Annotated in this window: 13 protein-coding genes, 1 tRNA gene and 1 pseudogene; 12 read left to right on the forward strand and 3 right to left on the reverse strand. The window is 42.3% G+C overall.

Annotation, left to right across the window (positions count from 1 at the left end):
- Nucleotides 1-215: 215 nt before the first annotated feature.
- The 9 genes and pseudogenes from AB0756_RS03120 to AB0756_RS03160 all read left to right on the forward strand — a co-directional run bounded on the left by AB0756_RS03120 (nucleotide 216) and on the right by AB0756_RS03160 (nucleotide 7,372).
- Nucleotides 216-944 (forward strand): Bax inhibitor-1/YccA family protein, encoded by a 729-nt coding sequence (locus tag AB0756_RS03120; protein WP_038082602.1) that lies wholly within the window; start codon nucleotides 216-218, stop codon nucleotides 942-944.
- Between the two features lie 179 nt (nucleotides 945-1,123).
- Nucleotides 1,124-2,240 (forward strand): peptide chain release factor 2 gene (prfB, locus tag AB0756_RS03125; RefSeq protein WP_137986540.1). Its coding sequence is split into 2 segments (ribosomal slippage): nucleotides 1,124-1,195 and nucleotides 1,197-2,240, totalling 1,116 coding nucleotides; the frame shifts between segments, so codons are not numbered across the junction.
- A gap of 97 nt (nucleotides 2,241-2,337) precedes the next feature.
- Entirely contained in the window at nucleotides 2,338-2,493 is a 156-nt protein-coding gene (locus AB0756_RS03130) for a DUF3285 domain-containing protein (RefSeq protein WP_072040810.1), read from the forward strand.
- A gap of 161 nt (nucleotides 2,494-2,654) precedes the next feature.
- On the forward strand, nucleotides 2,655-3,182 hold the full coding sequence (gene ybeY, locus AB0756_RS03135) for an rRNA maturation RNase YbeY (protein WP_038082603.1): 528 nt from the start codon (nucleotides 2,655-2,657) through the stop codon (nucleotides 3,180-3,182).
- Between the two features lie 140 nt (nucleotides 3,183-3,322).
- Nucleotides 3,323-3,796: a diacylglycerol kinase family protein gene (locus AB0756_RS03140; RefSeq protein WP_038095038.1), complete on the forward strand. Its 474-nt coding sequence runs from the start codon at nucleotides 3,323-3,325 to the stop codon at nucleotides 3,794-3,796.
- 84 nt (nucleotides 3,797-3,880) lie between these two features.
- Nucleotides 3,881-4,492, forward strand: coding sequence for an anthranilate synthase component II (locus AB0756_RS03145; protein WP_038095039.1), 612 nt, complete (start codon nucleotides 3,881-3,883; stop codon nucleotides 4,490-4,492).
- Nucleotides 4,489-5,295 (forward strand): MBL fold metallo-hydrolase, encoded by an 807-nt coding sequence (locus AB0756_RS03150; RefSeq protein WP_038095040.1) that lies wholly within the window; start codon nucleotides 4,489-4,491, stop codon nucleotides 5,293-5,295. Before AB0756_RS03145 ends, AB0756_RS03150 begins: the two co-directional genes overlap by 4 nt.
- A 709-nt stretch (nucleotides 5,296-6,004) precedes the next feature.
- Nucleotides 6,005-6,388 (forward strand): annotated as a pseudogene (locus tag AB0756_RS03155) (response regulator); the annotation flags it as partial.
- A 663-nt stretch (nucleotides 6,389-7,051) separates the two neighbouring features.
- The gene (locus tag AB0756_RS03160; RefSeq protein ID WP_408103985.1) at nucleotides 7,052-7,372 is read left to right on the forward strand and encodes a sensor histidine kinase; all 321 of its coding nucleotides are present in this window, start codon (nucleotides 7,052-7,054) and stop codon (nucleotides 7,370-7,372) included.
- Nucleotides 7,373-7,758: 386 nt separating this feature from the next.
- On the opposite strand, the gene AB0756_RS03165 is transcribed toward AB0756_RS03160, so the two are convergent.
- On the reverse strand, nucleotides 7,759-8,805 hold the full coding sequence (locus AB0756_RS03165) for a trypsin-like serine protease (protein ID WP_050046503.1): 1,047 nt from the start codon (nucleotides 8,803-8,805) through the stop codon (nucleotides 7,759-7,761).
- A gap of 781 nt (nucleotides 8,806-9,586) precedes the next feature.
- Here AB0756_RS03165 and AB0756_RS03170 point away from each other — a divergent pair.
- A complete protein-coding gene (locus tag AB0756_RS03170; RefSeq protein WP_050046504.1) occupies nucleotides 9,587-10,354 on the forward strand; it encodes an SIMPL domain-containing protein in 768 nt (255 codons plus the stop codon).
- A 154-nt stretch (nucleotides 10,355-10,508) separates the two neighbouring features.
- A complete protein-coding gene (gene ligA, locus AB0756_RS03175) occupies nucleotides 10,509-12,584 on the forward strand; it encodes an NAD-dependent DNA ligase LigA (RefSeq protein ID WP_038071743.1) in 2,076 nt (691 codons plus the stop codon).
- 40 nt (nucleotides 12,585-12,624) lie between these two features.
- On the opposite strand, the gene AB0756_RS03180 is transcribed toward ligA, so the two are convergent.
- On the reverse strand, nucleotides 12,625-16,047 hold the full coding sequence (locus AB0756_RS03180; protein ID WP_050046505.1) for a PAS domain S-box protein: 3,423 nt from the start codon (nucleotides 16,045-16,047) through the stop codon (nucleotides 12,625-12,627).
- 360 nt (nucleotides 16,048-16,407) lie between these two features.
- Here AB0756_RS03180 and AB0756_RS03185 point away from each other — a divergent pair, with 360 nt between their 5' ends.
- Nucleotides 16,408-17,016: a hypothetical protein gene (locus AB0756_RS03185; RefSeq protein WP_038071740.1), complete on the forward strand. Its 609-nt coding sequence runs from the start codon at nucleotides 16,408-16,410 to the stop codon at nucleotides 17,014-17,016.
- 103 nt (nucleotides 17,017-17,119) lie between these two features.
- Here AB0756_RS03185 and AB0756_RS03190 read toward each other — a convergent pair.
- Nucleotides 17,120-17,193 (reverse strand) — tRNA-His (locus AB0756_RS03190).
- Between the last annotated feature and the right edge of the window lie 4 nt (nucleotides 17,194-17,197).

The raw sequence follows: 17,197 nt of genomic DNA on the forward strand, positions 1-17,197 counted from the left end.
ATTCTTTTTTCTGTGCCTCCGGATTCATAGAAAGCTAGCTGGTATGCGGAGAAATGTTAAATCGTGTAAAGATCGGGAGACCGGAAATAAAGAGTGTTTTGGCTCCTGCATCGGGAGCATTCCTCTTCTTTGTGGCTGTTAGGAGAAGCGATCGGTAAAAATAGAAGTAAACACAAACAACAATTCTTAACTAAAAAACCTCTTCCTTTTGAAATATGAGCAATACCAGCAACTTCCGAGAAGCGATTTCTAAGGCTAAAACGCAAGCCCTGTTAGGTCCCAACGTGATTGCCAATGCTCTGCCCTACTTGGGAGGTGGATTGGTTCTCACGGCTTTGGGGACTTATGGTGGACTCGGTATTATCCGTACTAACCCAGCGCTGTTCTTTCCCACTGTGATTGGGGCAGTGATTGTGGAATTGATTTTGTTCTTTGTTGCCCAGAATGTTGCAGAAAAAGGTAATAAAAAAGTTGCACTACCCTTGTTGGCAACTTACAGCCTTTTATCTGGTTACACTCTCAGTGGTTTGATTTTTCTTGCACTGCAAACTCAAGGTGTCGGCATACAAGGTATTGGGATTGCAGCCCTCGGCTGTGGTGTCACTTTTATCGCTGCCCGTCAAATTGGCTCAAATCTCTCTGAGTCAGACGGTATGTCTCTGAGCAGAACTGTTAACTTAGGAATAATTGCTCTACTAGTCGTCGTTGGAGTGCAATTTTTATTTAGCGTGTTTGGTGTTTATACACCGACTTGGCTGGAAATTGGGATTTCGGGTGTGGGAGTCTTTCTATTTATTGGCGCATCTGTCGTTGACTTCTACATCTTGCCCCGGACTTACCGCGATGACCAGTATCTACCTGCCGCTTTATCGATGTACCTAACTTACATCAACCTCTTTATTTTTATCTTGCGATTGCTGATTGCTTTTAACAGTCGCGATTAAGTCTTGAGAATTGGGGATCGGGGACTGGGGACTGGAAAATTAATCCCGATGCCAACCCCCAATTCCTATTTTCTTAGTGGCAAAAAATACCTACTGGTTCAAGTGTGGGTAGAATGAAAAAGTAAACAAGTTAATAGAGATCGCATATAATCCAAAGCGATCTTTCATCAGTCAACATTATGGAAGTCTTAGAACTCAAACGCGAAATCGAAACGTTGTCCGATCGCCTGGGTAAAACCCAGGACTATCTTTGACATACCCGCACTGACTGCTAAAATTCAAGACCTGGAAAAAATCTCAGCCCAGCCAGAATTTTGGGATGACCGCAACACAGCCCAAACCATACTGCAAGAACTTGATGAACTGAAATCGCACTTGCAGCAGTATCACCAGTGGAAATCCCATTTGGAAGATACAAAAGCTGTGGTAGAGCTTTTAGAGTTGGAAACGGATGAAGGGCTGCTTCAAGAAGCTGAATCTACTGTCAGCAAACTCAACCGCGAACTCGACCAATGGGAGTTACTCCAATTACTTTCTGGTCTGTATGACGAAAAAGGCGCTGTGTTGACAATCAATGCGGGTGCTGGTGGTACAGATGCTCAAGATTGGGCAGAAATGTTATTGCGAATGTATACCCGTTGGGGAGAAAACCACGGCTATAAAGTGGCAATTACTGAGGTGTCTGAAGGCGATGAAGCAGGTATTAAATCTGCAACTATAGAAATTACAGGGCGCTATGCCTATGGGTATCTCCGTTCGGAAACGGGTACTCACCGCCTGGTGCGAATCTCGCCTTTCAACGCCAATGGAAAGCGGCAAACAAGTTTTGCTGGGGTAGAAGTTATGCCTCAGCTAGACAACAGCGTACAACTGGAAATTCCAGAGAAAGATCTGGAAATTACAACCTCTAGATCTGGTGGTAAAGGCGGACAAAACGTCAACAAGGTAGAAACAGCGGTGCGCGTTGTTCACCTTCCTACAGGTATAGCGGTGCGCTGTACGGAAGAACGCAGCCAACTGCAAAACAAAGAAAAAGCCCTCGCTCGGTTGAAAGCGAAGTTGTTGGTGATCGCCCAAGAACAACACGCCAAGGAAATCGCAGAAATTCGGGGTGATATGGTGGAAGCTTCTTGGGGTAACCAAATCCGCAACTACGTGTTCCATCCTTACCAAATGGTCAAGGACTTGCGAACAAACGAAGAAACAACTGCGATCGCTGATATCATGAACGGCGAAATTGATTCATTTATCCAAGCCTATCTCAGGCAGGAAAATCAGTTGGTGGCAAATAGTTAGTGGTTAGTGGTTAGTTGATAGTGGTTTCTCGACTAACCACTAACCGATATACTATACAAACTGTTACATTATTATTAGAGTTTGTTATCAAGAGATTATGAGTGACTCTTCTTCGACGGAACCTCAACCTAGCTACGTAAAACTTGCCATGAGAAACATGGTGCAGAAGCGACTCACCTCCCTCAAACATTTTTTACTGACCGCTGTAGGTCTTTTAGCAGTTTTGGTAGGTCTTGCTTACTTAACTCGCTAGGCGTCATCAGTTTACTTGGGGGATTGATTGATAACTATTAACAATCCTAATTTGATATTTGAAATATAAGTGGGGTGGCAAATATCTACTACACAAAGTTGTCGCTCGGCATTAGCCACCCTGAAAAACTCAATAACTTAAGTACGGGAGATTTATAGCTGGTGAAAGTCGATCTGTACGTGCAGGACTGTTTTGCTGAATCGTCCCAAGCAGCAAATCTCGATTTTTGGGATACCGGGACTCGAATGACTGCTGAAACTTGGCAAAATTGGTTTGAGCAGTGGATGGAAAGACTTGATAATGAGTCTCCGCTAGCACCAACATATGAAATTGGGTTGCGCTTAACGGATAACAGCGAAATGTACCAGCTAAACTCTCAATACCGCCATCAGAATAAACCTACAGATGTTTTATCATTTGCTGCTCTTGAGGTAGATTTCCCTCAAGGGGAAGAAATAGACACCGAAGTCCCTTTGTATCTCGGTGATATTGTTATTTCTATTGAGACAGCGCAACAACAAGCCCAACAGCAAGGGCATTCTCTACAGACAGAGTTAGCCTGGTTGGCTGCTCATGGTTTGCTCCATCTTCTGGGTTGGGACCATCCAGATGAAGAGAGTTTGAACCAAATGCTGAGCCAGCAAGTAATATTACTGAAAGATATAGGTATTGATATTAACGTAGAATAGCTCTTGCTTAATAACTTCTTAGTGTTATTCTGGAATTGTCATCTCACAAAACTCTTGTAAAAAAATTGTTTATATACCTGTTACACAATTACAATATCCGAAAATTCTGATAACTACTTTAGTCCCTCGTGTGTACGCCTATGTCCCAACAAGTTTCATCGCCCCCGCAAGTCTCAGCACCACCAACTCCAAGTTGCCTGGAGCCAGTTGCTCCCAAACAACGGGAATTTTCCTGGAAAGTTGCTTCTAATTTATTTGTTAGTTTTAAATATGCTTGGTGCGGAATTACCTACGCTTTTCAAAGCCAGCGAAATTTTCGCATTCATGTTGGTGTATGCGCTATAGCGATCGCTCTGAGCCTTTTTTTACAACTGAAACCCGTGGAAATAGCAGTGATTGCAGTTACCAGTGGTTTAGTTTTAGCATTAGAGTTACTGAACACAGCTATAGAATCTATAGTAGACCTGACAGTTAAGCAAACATATCACGAGTTAGCAAAAATAGCTAAAGATTGTGCTGCAGGAGCCGTACTTGTATCCGCTCTGGTAGCGCTGCTTGTAGCGGCAATGCTGTTATTACCTCCGCTATACGTCTTAATTATCTCAGTTATTTAGCCGATGGCTCCTCCTGACAACTTCCCACATAATCTAAGCATCCAAAATGATATGATGATTGGCAGAAATCAGGAGCCATAACTTGTGATTATAGTTATTGATAATTACGATAGTTTTACCTATAACTTAGTACAGTACCTGGGAGAATTGGCAGCAGAATTCCCAGTTGCCTCCGATATCAAAGTTTTTCGGAACGATAAAATAACCGTAGATGAAATTATTGCTTTACAAGCAGATGGAATCGTGATTTCACCAGGACCGGGTCGTCCTGAAGATGCAGGGATTTCCCTAAATGTTATCGAACAACTTGGACCGAGCTTGCCAATTCTAGGAGTATGCTTGGGACATCAAAGCATCGGTCAGGTTTTTGGCGGTAAGATTATTTCCGCACCTGAATTAATGCACGGCAAAACTTCTCCGGTTCATCATACAGGAGTCGGTGTTTTTCGAGAATTAGAAAATCCAATGACCGCAACCCGGTATCATAGTCTAGTGATTGAGCGCGACACTTGCCCAGAAGTGCTGGAAATCACTGCTTGGGTTGAGGATGGAACAATTATGGGAGTACGACACCGGAACTATCCTCATATTGAAGGCGTCCAATTTCACCCAGAGAGTGTCCTGACAAATTCAGGAAAGCAATTATTGCGAAACTTTCTGGAACAATTGCAGTCTAGAGAGCGGAATTCTTCATGAAACGACGACAGTTCGTGGGCTATGCAGGGGCGGGAGTAGGGACAGCATTACTGAGTGGTTTTAGTTCTGAATTTCAAGCAAATGCTCAGTCTAAGCCTCGCTCAAATGCTCAGTCTAAGCCTCGCTCTAGTGGTTCATTATCAATTCAGTGGTTGGGTCATACCTCCTTTCTGTTTACTGGTGGTGGCGTAAGAATTCTGGCAAATCCCTTTCGGACAGTAGGTTGTACCGCAGGGTATCGTTCGCCCAAAGTTCAAGCAGATTTGGTATTGATTAGCAGTCAACTGTTAGATGAGGGTGCTGTAGAAGATATACCTGGAAACCCCAAACTCATTTACGAGCCAGGAGTGTACGAGTTTAACGACATTAAATTTCAAGGAATTGCTATAAATCACGATCGCAAAGGCGGCAAACAATTCGGGATCAATACCGCTTGGTTGTGGAAGCAAGGAGGTATTAGCATCCTTCATTTAGGAGGAGCGGCTGCACCTATTTCCATAGAGCAAAAGATTTTGATAGGGCGTCCCGATGTGGCGTTAGTTCCTGTGGGCGGAGGAGCAAAAGCTTATAATGCGGAGGAAGCCAAGCAAGCCATTCAAGTCATTAATCCCAAACTAGTGATTCCTACCCATTACCGTACACAAGCAGCTGATGCTTCTACGTGTGATATTTCCCCATTAGATACATTTTTGACATCAATGGATGGAGTAGCAGTGCGCCGCAGCCAGAGTGACACGATCTCTATTAGCCCTAGCAATCTCCCGGAAAATAGCGCCATACAAGTGTTAAGTTACAAATTTTAGGTTATGAGCTAGGAGCTTTTCGCGATCCGGTGGCAGAGAGAGCCACCGGATGCAGTCCGAGAGGCACTACCTCGCAAGAGCGGACAAATACAGGCGATCGCACTTTAAGGGGAATGCTGAGGGTGGGGGTACCACCAACCCTTCAAAGCATTCACAAGTGCTAAAATTTTTTTCCAACATCTGTGTTTAATCAACGCCTGTGTAATTAGACTTAAGAGATATTCGAATAAAAAATGCTCAATTCCACTTATTTTCAAATCAGCGCCACCGGAGCGAGATGAAGATTCTCTCCACTTAGGAACGAAGTGAAAGACATTCTTGTAAAGACGTGTTAAATGAAAGCGTCTTTTTTTTTCAGTATCTACCCGCACTCAGCAAGTTTTCTTTAATTATTTTCAATACACTTAGATTTCCAAATTCTATTTGGGAACTATAAACTTGACCTATTCTCTCAACATAAAGTATGAGAGCTACCTTGGAGGAATTTTACTTGTGCCATTATCTCATTGAAAAAAGTAGTTTTTTTAAACCAGTAATTTTACTTAAATATAGCGTTTTTTTGAAACTATACTTAGTAAGTAAAAATAACTATTCAAAGCGAAAGCTTAAAAAGCTTATGTTTTAACCTTTATTCTCCTCTACCTTTCTCACTGAGAAAAGCCAATTAAAATTTTCATCAGTTTTTTCAAAAAATTAAGGGTAATTTATCATGCAAGCTTGGCATCAACATGAAACCGAACTAAATTCTTTAGAAAGAAAAGAAACAATCTTAGTTATTGACGATAGCAAAGCTAATTTAGATTATTTAAATATCACTTTAAGTGATGCAGGTTATAACGTGTTGATTGCAATGGATGGAACCAATGGTATCGAACAAGCTTATAATGAACCAATAGATTTAATTTTGTTAGATATAATTATTCCAAAAATTGATGGATTTGAAACTTGCCGCATACTTAAATCAAATCCAATAACAAAAGATATTCCTATTATTTTTATGACTGCTCTTGCTGAAACAGGGCAAAAAGTCAAGGGGTTGAATTTAGGAGCAGTAGATTATATTACCAAACCATTTCAAGAAGAAGAAATATTAGCTAGGATACAAGTCCATTTAAAACTGAGACGATTGAATCTAGAATTAGACCAGCAAAAACAACAACTCGAACATCGAGTCAAAAGTAGAACTGCCGAACTTTCTGAAGCTCTTGAAGAACTCAAAAAAGCTCAATTGCAGCTAGTACATAGTGAAAAAATATCTTCCTTAGGACAACTTGTTGCAGGTGTCGCTCATGAAGTCAACAATCCTTTGGGCTTTATTTTTAGTAACTTACATTATGCCGATCAATACGTAGATAACCTTGTCCATCTCATGAAACTTTACCAACAACAGTTTCCCAATCCTGGAAGTGAGATAGAAGAAGAAATTGAAGCAATTGACCTAAATCACATATTAGAAGATTTGCCCAAAGTAATTTCCTCAATGAAACTAGGTACAGATCGGATTCAAGGGATTATGCAGTCCTTAAGAAACTTCTCACGTGCAGATGGAGATCAAAAGATAGCCGTCGATATCCACGATGGATTAGAAACAACTCTCATGATTTTGCAACACCGTCTCAAAGCTCGACCAAAGCGACCCATGATAGAAGTAATTAAAGAGTATGAAAACTTACCGCATGTGAAATGCTATCCCGGACAACTCAATCAAGTTTTTATGAATTTATTAACAAATGCCATAGACGCTTTAGAAGAAGGAATGACAAATGGAGCATGGGGTACAGAATCTATTCCTAACTCTCATTGTCCGAAAATTCGCATTACAACCGAACTTATTGACGACACAAAAGTTTTTATTCGGATTGCAGACAATGGACCGGGAATGGCTGAGCCAGTACAAAATCAGATATTTAATCCTTTTTTTACAACAAAAGCAGAAGGTAAAGGAACTGGATTAGGTCTTTCTATTAGTCACCAGATTATCACTCAAAAACACAATGGAATGTTGCAATGTATTTCATCCTGCGGTCAAGGAACAGAATTTATTATTGAAATTCCATTGGATGCAGATAATAGCTAATGGCTAATGGCTAATGGCTAATGGCTAATGGTTAATGGCTAATGGTTAATAGAAAAAACATTGGGCGATTAAAATCGCGTCTATACAAACAAAGTCCACCTACGTGGACTTTCTATTAAGAGCATCCCAATTAGAAAAAACATTGGGCGATTAAAATCGCGTCTATACAAACAAAGTCCACCTACGTGGACTTTCTATTAAGTCCGCGAAGGCGGTGAGTCCAGTCGCCAGGGCGTGGGAAACCCGCCTCCAGGGCTGGTCTCACCATTAGCCATTAGCCATTAGCCATTAGCAATTAGCAATTAGCAATTAGCCATTAGCCATTAGCAATTAGCCATTAGCAATTAGCAATTAGCCATTAGCCATTAGCCATTAGCAATTAGCAATTAAAATCTTTTCCGGTAACGAAGGGCTGCGAATCCTGCTAGTAAGATTGCACCGATCGCACTGGGTTCGGGGACTGTCGCAGGACGGCTCAGAATACTGTCAATCCAGTTTGCGTATGTTGAAACTCGAGTATCACCACTGATTTCTCCAAAGCTGGAATTTAAAGTGCTGTCAATATCAGAACCGGAACAGTTTGGATAACCATAACAAGTGCCAAATGATGTAACTCCAGCAATGAGTCCGTTGATAAATGTTGGTCCTCCAGAATCACCTGGTGCTGAATTAATTTCATCCAATCCTAACCCTGTGTCTGAAATACCGAAGTGAAAACCAAAAGCGTCATTGGCTGCTAACCCATTATCAAAATCATATGCTAAAACTGCACCGGGAAATGCGAAAGTGTCAAGTTGGGGTAACGTGGATAAAATTTCGCCTGGAGCATCGTAAATGTTTTTCCCCACACGTTTTAATCCATCCCATGAAACATTTCCTTCATTACCATTACCAGAATAACCATAGCCTACTTTAACGCCTATTTTTCCAACTTCATCTGTACCGCGATAAATATCGTAACGTTCGGCTGCTATAGGTGCTTCTGACACAAGTTCTATAATAGCGATATCGCCCTCGATCCTGCTAAAGTTATCAGTCCAGTCTGAGTGAATAAAGAGATTTGCGCTTTTTATGGATGTAGAACCTGTAGGTAAATCGAAAAAAGCTTGAATACTATTAGCAATAACATTTTGATAGCCGTCAGTAAAACAATGGGCGGCTGTAAGAATATGTCTCCCTGAGGTTAATAAAGAACCCGAACAACCGAAGGTCTCTGAATCAGTTTTGATGACTAAATCTACTACACCATCAAAGCCCGTTCCTACATTGACAACAGAATGTGCTGGATCGCCTGCTGTAATATAACGCTGGCGATTTTCATTTATACTTCTAACATTGCGAAAAGTAGCTGCTTCCGCATTTAATAAACAGCCCCCAATGGCAGTTGTTAAAGTGATAACTAACGACACAAGAGCTTTGTGAGAAATTTTCATAGTTTGTGAAAATTTTACTTGGAGAAGAAATTTGCTTGGATGTGATGTTTAAACAATTGTTTAAATTCCAATTAAGTAGAGAGGCGCAAAAAAACGAAGTATGTAATTAAAAGTAAATTTGCATAAAAACCTATTCCCTTATACCCTCAGCATAGCTGCCCTATCATGACAAAATTTTTAACACCAACTTACTTATTGCTGAATAATTATTATGCTTGTAATTGAACGAGAAGCTAACAGTAAATACTCGTAAGTCAAGAAAAATTCTTCTTTTATAAAATTGTAGTTTTACTACTCTCTTTTTTTTTTAAATACTCAGTATATTGAAAATAAATATCACTCTCTTCATAGAAAAAATATACTTAAATTGATTGAATATAATGAAAAAAATACCGTATGATGTCCGCGAGCGCGTTTGTACAAGCTAAGTCCCCCTAAGTTCACCAGGTTTATATGGTAGGAAACTCGCCTGTAGGACTTGATATGAATTCCATACAGGTGGGCTGTGTTTCTATCGCCGTAAAATTCTATTCTGGGGGCAATTTGCACTCATAGGGATGCTCTCAAAATTCTGTTAGATACAAAACTATATGGAAGAAACAAGAAAATGCTTTATTTTCTAAATCTCCTATTTACAAGTCAGGGAATTTACTGATGATCGGTCATGAGTTACAATTCACTGGTGGCTGTTGCAAGGATATGCATCAACGTAGTTTCCGAAATTGTAACCACTTGATAATTAAAAAAAATTTCATGCCATATTTGAAACACATTAAGTTTTATGGCTCCTATGACTTTCTCATCACGATTGCAATTCAAGTACCGGAAATCTTTTTTCATTTTGTTTTTAACTTTCGGCTTATCGGGTCTTGTTGCTTGTGGAACGACATCTTATGAAACCCGTAATTTGGCTTCTTTGCCCAGAACTTTAGTTGTTTCAGGTCGTGGAATGGTTAGTACTCCCAAAACAACCTCTCGCGTTCGTTTGGGGGTTGAGGTTCAAGATATAACTTCAACAAAGGTACAGCAAACAACCGCACAACGTTCATCAACAGTTGTGGCATTTTTAAAAGTAAATCAAGATGTTAAAAAACTAGCAACAACAGGTATTAGCCTAAATCCAACTTATAGTTACAAAGACAATCAGCAAAGAATTGTAGGCTACAAGGGTAGTAATATAGTGAGCTTTGAAATAGCACCAGAAAAACTTGGTACACTTTTAGATGAAGCAATTAAAGCTGGTGCAACACGTATTGATGGTGTGACTTTAGTAGCAACGGATGAAGCGATCGCATCAGCACAAAAAAAAGCCATTAGTCTAGCGTCCGAAGACGCCAGAAGTCAAGCCGAAGCAGCTTTGGGAGCTTTATCTCTCAAGCAACAGGAAATTGTGAGCGTGCAAATTAATGGAAGTCGGCCATCTCCAATGTATCAAACAGCGAATTTTTCTAGTATGGATACGGTAGCGATCGCGAAAACACCAGATACTCCAGTCGTTGCAGGTGAGCAAAGCGTGGAAGCTTCTGTGACTTTACAAATTAGATATTAAGTTGAGAAGCCAGTTGGGTGAATTTGTCATTGGTTATTCGTTCGCAAACCACAAACTACCTTGTCAAGTAGAGGGCAGAGCTCGTTAAATTTGATTAAGCTATTAGCTACGACTTTGTTAATAGTGAAGACAGATTGCTAATTTGGGAACGACGATGGAAGCGATAGAGACGGAAGCCAAGCAGCGTATTCAAGAACTGCGACAACTCTTACAAAAAGCTAGTTATGCTTATTATGTCCTCGATTCTCCTTTCATGGAGGATGCAGTTTATGACCGGTTGTATCGAGAGTTACAACAACTGGAAAATCAACACCCAGAATTGGTGTCACCGGACAGTCCCACGCAACGGGTTGGAGAAAAACCAGCGACTCAGTTTACCTCAGTGCGTCACAATATTCCCCTCTATAGTTTAGAGAACGCATTTAACACAGACGAGTTAAATACTTGGGAGCAGCGCTGGCGGAGACAATTACCCAATACAGGCGCAGTGGACTATGTCTGCGAGCTCAAAATAGATGGTTCTGCTATAGCGTTGACTTATGAAAATGGCATTCTTGTGAGGGGTGCAACTCGAGGAGATGGCGTAACGGGGGAAGATATTACCCAAAACGTGCGGACTATTCGCTCGATTCCCTTGCGCCTAAATCGAGAGACGTACCAAGACGCGTCTGAAACATCTGAGATATCGGGTATGTCTCTACCGGAAAGAATAGAAGTGCGGGGTGAAGCGTTTTTACCCCTAGAAGTCTTTCAAAAAATTAACCAAGAAAGGCAAAAAATAGGTGAAGCCGTGTTTGCCAATCCTCGGAATGCAGCAGCGGGAACACTCAGGCAATTGGATTCCAGGATTGTGGCACAACGACGTTTAGATTTCTTTGCTTACACCTTGCATATTCCCGGTAGAGATGATGCTAGTATTGCGAGTACTCAGTGGGAAGCATTGGAATTGTTGCAGAAATTGGGATTTCGGGTAAATCCTAACAAGCGCTTGTGTTCTTCTTTAAAAGAAGTTGCTGAGTATTACGGTCATTGGGATACCGAACGACTGAATTTACCCTACATGACTGATGGGGTCGTTGTAAAGCTAAATTCCTTCAAGCTTCAAGAACAGCTTGGGTTTACACAGAAGTTTCCCCGATGGGCTGTGGCGTTGAAGTACGCTGCAGAAGAAGCTCCAACTCGTGTGGAAAATATTGCTGTCAATGTGGGTAGAACGGGGGCGTTAACTCCGCTTGCAGAAATGCGTCCCGTACAATTGGCGGGAACTACTGTTTCTCGCGCTACCCTACATAATGCCGATCGCATAGCTCAATTAGATATCCGCATTGGCGATACTGCGATCGTGCGTAAAGCAGGAGAAATTATCCCGGAAGTTGTGCGAATTCTTCCAGAACTGCGTCCTGAAGGTACAAAACCCTTTATCATGCCTACTCATTGTCCTGTTTGCGGTCAACCCGTGGTGCGGGAAATGGATGAAGCGGTGACTCGCTGTGTCAATGCTTCGTGTCCGGCTATCTTAAAAGGAGCAATTGAGCATTGGGTCAGTCGGGATGCTTTGGATATTAAGGGTATGGGTGAAAAGCTGGTGTATCAACTTGTGGATAAGGAGGTTGTGCATTCTGTTGCCGATCTGTATGACTTGACAGAAGGTAATTTATATGAATTAGAGCGGATGGGTAAGAAGTCCGCACAGAAATTGGTGGAAGCTATAGCCCAATCAAAAAACCAATCTTGGTCTCGCGTGCTGTACGGTTTGGGTATTCGTCATGTTGGAAGTGTGACAGCACAGGTTTTGACGGAAAAGTTTCTCAGTGTAGAACAATTGGCTAACGCAACACAAGCGGATGTTGAAAAGATTCACGGTATTGGATCGGAAATTGCTCAGTCTGTTTATCAGTGGTTCCGTATTGAGGCAAATCAAACTTTGATTTCTCGGCTCAAAGATGCTGGGTTGCAATTAGAAATTTTAACGGATGCTATCGCACAAAACGATCGCAATCAAAAGTTGGCTGGGAAAACTTTTGTCATTACCGGGACTCTACCAACTTTAAAACGGGATGAGGTGAAGGCGTTAATCCAAAAAGCTGGTGGAAAAGTTACGGATTCTGTGAGTAAGAAAACTGATTATCTGGTTGTGGGGGAAGATGCGGGTTCTAAGTTGACCAAGGCGCAGGAGTTGGGTGTTGCTCGGTTAAGTGAGGAGCAGTTCTTGGAATTGTTGGAGAGTTAAGGATCTCAAAGGAAAAGAGGGGGGATTTTGCCTCCCTTTCTTATACGTTGAGGGCTGTTTGTGCTAACTGCGCAATCTGATGGAACTCAAAGTTTTGTGATAGTTCTCGCAGTTGTGTTGCCAAAAACTCGTGTTCGGGTGGAATTTGCTCGATAACAAGCAAAACTTCTTCCTCATTACACAATAATGCTGTCTGCTGTAATTGAGCAATCCAAGTTGCTGGCATGACAGCTAACTTTTCAGAAGTTAGTACAATGCTGACAGGTAGGTCGCTGCTTGTTGATGGCGGTTCGCTGTCAGCATAAATATAAGAAATCCCCAAATATTTTGCCATCATGTTCAACAAGGTTTCTTCCTGAAAGGGTTTGCTGATATAGTCATCACAGCCTGCAGCAAGGGCAAGGTCGCGATCGCTTTCAGACGCATGAGCGGTCAGAGCAATAATCTTCGAGGGTTGGTGTTGATTTTGAGCCGCATTTTCTTGTTCTCGAATCCATTTTGTTGCTTTGTAACCACTGAGAACGGGCATTCGGATGTCCATCCAAATGAGATGGGGATGCCATACTTCCCAAAGTGCGATCGCTTCTTGACCGTTCGTTGCTTCTTGCACATCTAATCCCAAGTTACTCAACAGTTTGACCAAGAGCAAACGATTTTCTGGCTGGTCATCAACTACAAGAATGCGGTATTGAGGTTGACCGGGAACCAGCCCGATCGCCTCCTGATGGTTAATTTGTTCCGGTTGTGTATCAGTGCTCGTAGCCAGCCAAACGGGAAGGGTCACTAGGAAAGTAGTGCCTTGCCCGACTGTGCTATTGACTGTAATGTTACCTCCCATCAAACGGGCAAGGTTGCGGCTAATGGTTAATCCCAACCCAGTTCCTTCTGTTGCTCCTTTTCCAGCTTCTGCTTGGACAAAGGCATTGAAGATGAGATCCAAATCCTTTGCTGGAATGCCGATCCCCGTGTCTTCTACTTCAAAGAGCAGGGAGACAGGAGAAGCCCGATTCTTCAGTTGTTGAAAGTTGAAAGTTTCACCTTCTTCATTCACTTTCACATGGAGCGTAATACTTCCTTGCTTGGTAAACTTAATCGCATTACCGAGCAGGTTGATGAGGACTTGACGGAGTTTGCTGGGGTCAGTGGTGATGTATTGCGGCAGAATTGGGTCAAGATCGATATTAAACTGTATGCCCTTAGCGACTGCTTTTTGCCGGAACATATTGCGAAGGGAATGTAAAAAAGCAACAAGATCGATATTGCTTTTGTCAAGGGAAGTATGCCCTGCTTCTATCTTGGACAAATCCAGTATATCGTTAATAAGATTGAGTAGATGATCTCCACTGCGACGAATGATTTTGAGGTTTTCTTGCTGTTCGGCGTTGAGAGAACGATCGCGGCTCATCACTTGAGTAAATCCCAGAATCACGTTTAGAGGAGTTCGTAATTCATGGCTCATGTTTGCGAGAAAAAGGCTTTTTGCCTGATTTGCCACTTCTGCGGTTTCTTTTGCCTGTTGCAGTGCTAATTCAGTTTGTTTGCGCTCTGTAATATCCTGTCCGATGCCAATTAGATAACCGTTGGAGAGGCGTACATTTGCCCAGGACGTGTACAAAGTTTTGCCAGAGGCTGTGTGAGTCCTAAAGTCTTTCCACTTCCCATTCGCTGCTAGTATGTGTTCCTTTGCGGTTTCGTGTTCTACGCGATCGGGATAACATTTTGCTAACACGTCGGATTGCTGCCAGTCTTGTAGCGACCACCCCAACACTTGCTGTAATTGGGGATTGAGAAACTCGATATCCATGTTTCGATCGAATAACGTGACCATGAGGGGGATGTGGTCAAACATTGTCTGGAGAATTTCTTTTTGGTGTTTCAGTTCCATTTCCGCACGTTTGCGATCGCTGATATCTCGCAAGAAAGCTGTGAAGATGATTTCATCTCCAAGTTCTAGCTTTGAGATAGACGCTTCCGCCGGAAATTCAGTGCCATCTTTGCGGCGACCAAATATCTCGCCCCATTCTCCTATTTGACGCAATTTTTTGCTACCCATGCGCCGTGCCTTACCGAGCGATTGACCAAAGTCATGCACGTACTGATGGTGAATGTCGGCAAACCGGAGAGGCAATAACCGATCCAAAGGCTGTCCCAATATCTCCTCTACGGTGTAACCAAAAACTTTTTCTGCACCTTGGTTAAAGAGGGTAATGCGCTGGTTGCTGTCTATAGAAATAATGGCATCTTGGGCAATTTCTAAGATTCCGGCAAAGCGCGATTGAGCTTTTTGTAGAGCTTCTTCAACTTGTTTGCGATCGGTAATATCTTTCATGAAACAGTGATGCCCGATAAACTGATGCTGCTCGTCGTAGATTGAAATCATCACTAGCTGTTTGTAGAAAATCGAGCCATCCCGGCGAATTCCTCTCGCTTCGGTTTCAACCTTACCTTCTTGCAACATCACATTGTAGACAGCGATCGTTGTCTCAAGATCGTCAGGATAGACGGTCTGTTGCCACGACATCCCAATCATCTCTTCGGGTGCGTAGCCTACTACACTAGCATAAGACTGGTTGACAAACACATACCGCCCCTCAACATCTAACTTGGCAATACCCGATACCGCATATTCTAGAGCTACGCTCATTTCTCGCAGTTCGACTTCCTTCCGCTTGCGTTCGGTAATATCGGTATGGGAACCTGTCATCCGAACAACATTACCTGCTTCGTCCCAAAGTGCTTGACCGCGATCGAGAATCCATTTGTAGGAGCCATCTTTGCACAAAACCCGATGTTCGGAAGTATAAAACGGTGTTTTCTTGGCGAAGTGGTTTTGAATCACCTGAGTTACCCAGCCCAGGTCATCGGGATGTACTCGTTTTGCCCATTCATCCAGGTGATTGTCAATTTCTTCATCTTTAAAGCCCAACATTTCTTTCCAACGGCTCGAAAAGAAAACTTCATTGGTTTGCACGTTCCAGTCCCAGATACCGTCGTTATTCCCGCGCAGTGCCAGATGCCAGCGTTCCTCGCTCTCCCTACAAGTGTTTTCTATCTGCTTGCGCTCTGTGATATCGGTTACAGTCCCTACGTATCCCTTCACGGTCCCAGTTGCATCTAGTTCGGCAACTCCTTGCCCCAACACCCAAGTTTCTTTGCCATTGCGATGGAGAAACCTGTACTCAGATTGAAATGGCAAATTGGATTGTGCGGCTTGCTGCCACTCGGCAAAAACTTGCTGGCGATCTTCCGGATGTAAAGCATCGATCCAACCGTCTCCCCGTGCTTCTGCAATTGTGATTCCAGCAACAGTACACCACCAGGGATTAACGTACAAGCATTTCCCATGAGCATCTGTGTAAAAGATACCAATGGGTGCAAGTTCTGCCAAAACTTGATAAAAGTTGGGTACACAACCCAGCGGACAATCAGGAGTGCTTTGCCCTAAGGGTAGAGTTATGCTCATCACGAATCACCAATCACTTACTCATTATACTGGCTTAGAAAAATAATTAAGTTCTTTTTAAGACAAGCCATTAGAGGTTGTTTGAAAAGTGATTTGCTGTGTTTTTAAGTACCTATCGATCCCCCCTGACCCCCTTAAAAGCCTCTTAAAGTCCCCCTTTTTAAGGGGGATTTAGGGGGATCTTAATATTTTGCTACCAACAAGAGGACTTTTAAAACATCCTCTTAATACTATAGAGTTGGAAAGAATAGCTGTCTATGCTTAAGATTCTATGTAGATTGTCCGCAAAGAGCTAAAATTGTGCAACTATCGACTGCAGCGTAATTTTTCAGGAATTTTCTAGGAACTTAGGTAAAAATTATGGCATTTGCAACCCGAATCATCTTTTTCCAAGATACACTTCTCAAGCAAGAGCCAGTTCAGTCCAGTCAGCTGCCCAGCTTTAAACTTGTAAGCATTCCAGCTTTTACTGTACTCGTTCTTCAATCCTACACGTTCCTTATTACTCAAGATCATCATAGAATCACACTTAAGAACCTTCAATTCAAAGGCTTTACTAGCTGGTATGTATTTGCACCACACGTAGATATATTTTCTAACGAATTTTTTCCCATTCAAACGGTGGGCGACATTGCTGCCGAACAACAAAACAAGAATGAAGTCAAAATTTTTGTAGATCGGGACTCTGTTGGCAACCAAAGGAATTTTTTAAAAATTGTTGCGAACACGCAAACTGTCTTCAAACGCGAACCTGTTGACTCATCTATTCTTAGAGATGAGCTCAAACAAACGATTCCAGCTGGTACCGAAGTTGTTCTTGCAACTAGCAGACCTGATGGCAGTGGTGCTGTGAGATTTCCTATTGTTAAGAATCATGTTAGGTTTTCTCTCCAAAGTCCAGATATTAAAGGCTTTTCCAGCAATTGGTACGCTTATGAAGAACATGTTGGTATCGATCGCCTTGGTTGAAAATAGGGGATGGGGGATCGGACATTGTTTTCAAACTCTGATATATCTTCCCCCTCCATCCCAACTTGTCAAAAGGAAATTTGCTGCCAAGAGTGCGTAAAAGGGTGTCTGACGGGACTTGAACCCGTTATGACTGGTTCCACAAACCAGCGCCGCGACCACTTTGGCTTCAGACACCATA

Source organism: Tolypothrix campylonemoides VB511288_2 (genome assembly GCF_045999855.1).
Lineage (GTDB): Bacteria > Cyanobacteriota > Cyanobacteriia > Cyanobacteriales > Nostocaceae > Scytonema > Scytonema bouteillei_A.

What these genes read in the sequence shown, in the direction of transcription:
- AB0756_RS03140 (WP_038095038.1), top strand. Translation starts at nt 3,323, where the DNA reads ATGTCCCAACAAGTTTCATCGCCCCCGCAAGTCTCAGCACCACCAACT.
- AB0756_RS03180 (WP_050046505.1), bottom strand. Translation starts at nt 16,047, where the DNA reads ATGAGCATAACTCTACCCTTAGGGCAAAGCACTCCTGATTGTCCGCTG.
- ligA (WP_038071743.1), top strand. Translation starts at nt 10,509, where the DNA reads ATGGAAGCGATAGAGACGGAAGCCAAGCAGCGTATTCAAGAACTGCGA.
- AB0756_RS03165 (WP_050046503.1), bottom strand. Translation starts at nt 8,805, where the DNA reads ATGAAAATTTCTCACAAAGCTCTTGTGTCGTTAGTTATCACTTTAACA.
- AB0756_RS03170 (WP_050046504.1), top strand. Translation starts at nt 9,587, where the DNA reads ATGGCTCCTATGACTTTCTCATCACGATTGCAATTCAAGTACCGGAAA.
- AB0756_RS03120 (WP_038082602.1), top strand. Translation starts at nt 216, where the DNA reads ATGAGCAATACCAGCAACTTCCGAGAAGCGATTTCTAAGGCTAAAACG.
- AB0756_RS03160 (WP_408103985.1), top strand. Translation starts at nt 7,052, where the DNA reads ATGACAAATGGAGCATGGGGTACAGAATCTATTCCTAACTCTCATTGT.
- AB0756_RS03130 (WP_072040810.1), top strand. Translation starts at nt 2,338, where the DNA reads ATGAGTGACTCTTCTTCGACGGAACCTCAACCTAGCTACGTAAAACTT.
- AB0756_RS03185 (WP_038071740.1), top strand. Translation starts at nt 16,408, where the DNA reads ATGGCATTTGCAACCCGAATCATCTTTTTCCAAGATACACTTCTCAAG.
- AB0756_RS03150 (WP_038095040.1), top strand. Translation starts at nt 4,489, where the DNA reads ATGAAACGACGACAGTTCGTGGGCTATGCAGGGGCGGGAGTAGGGACA.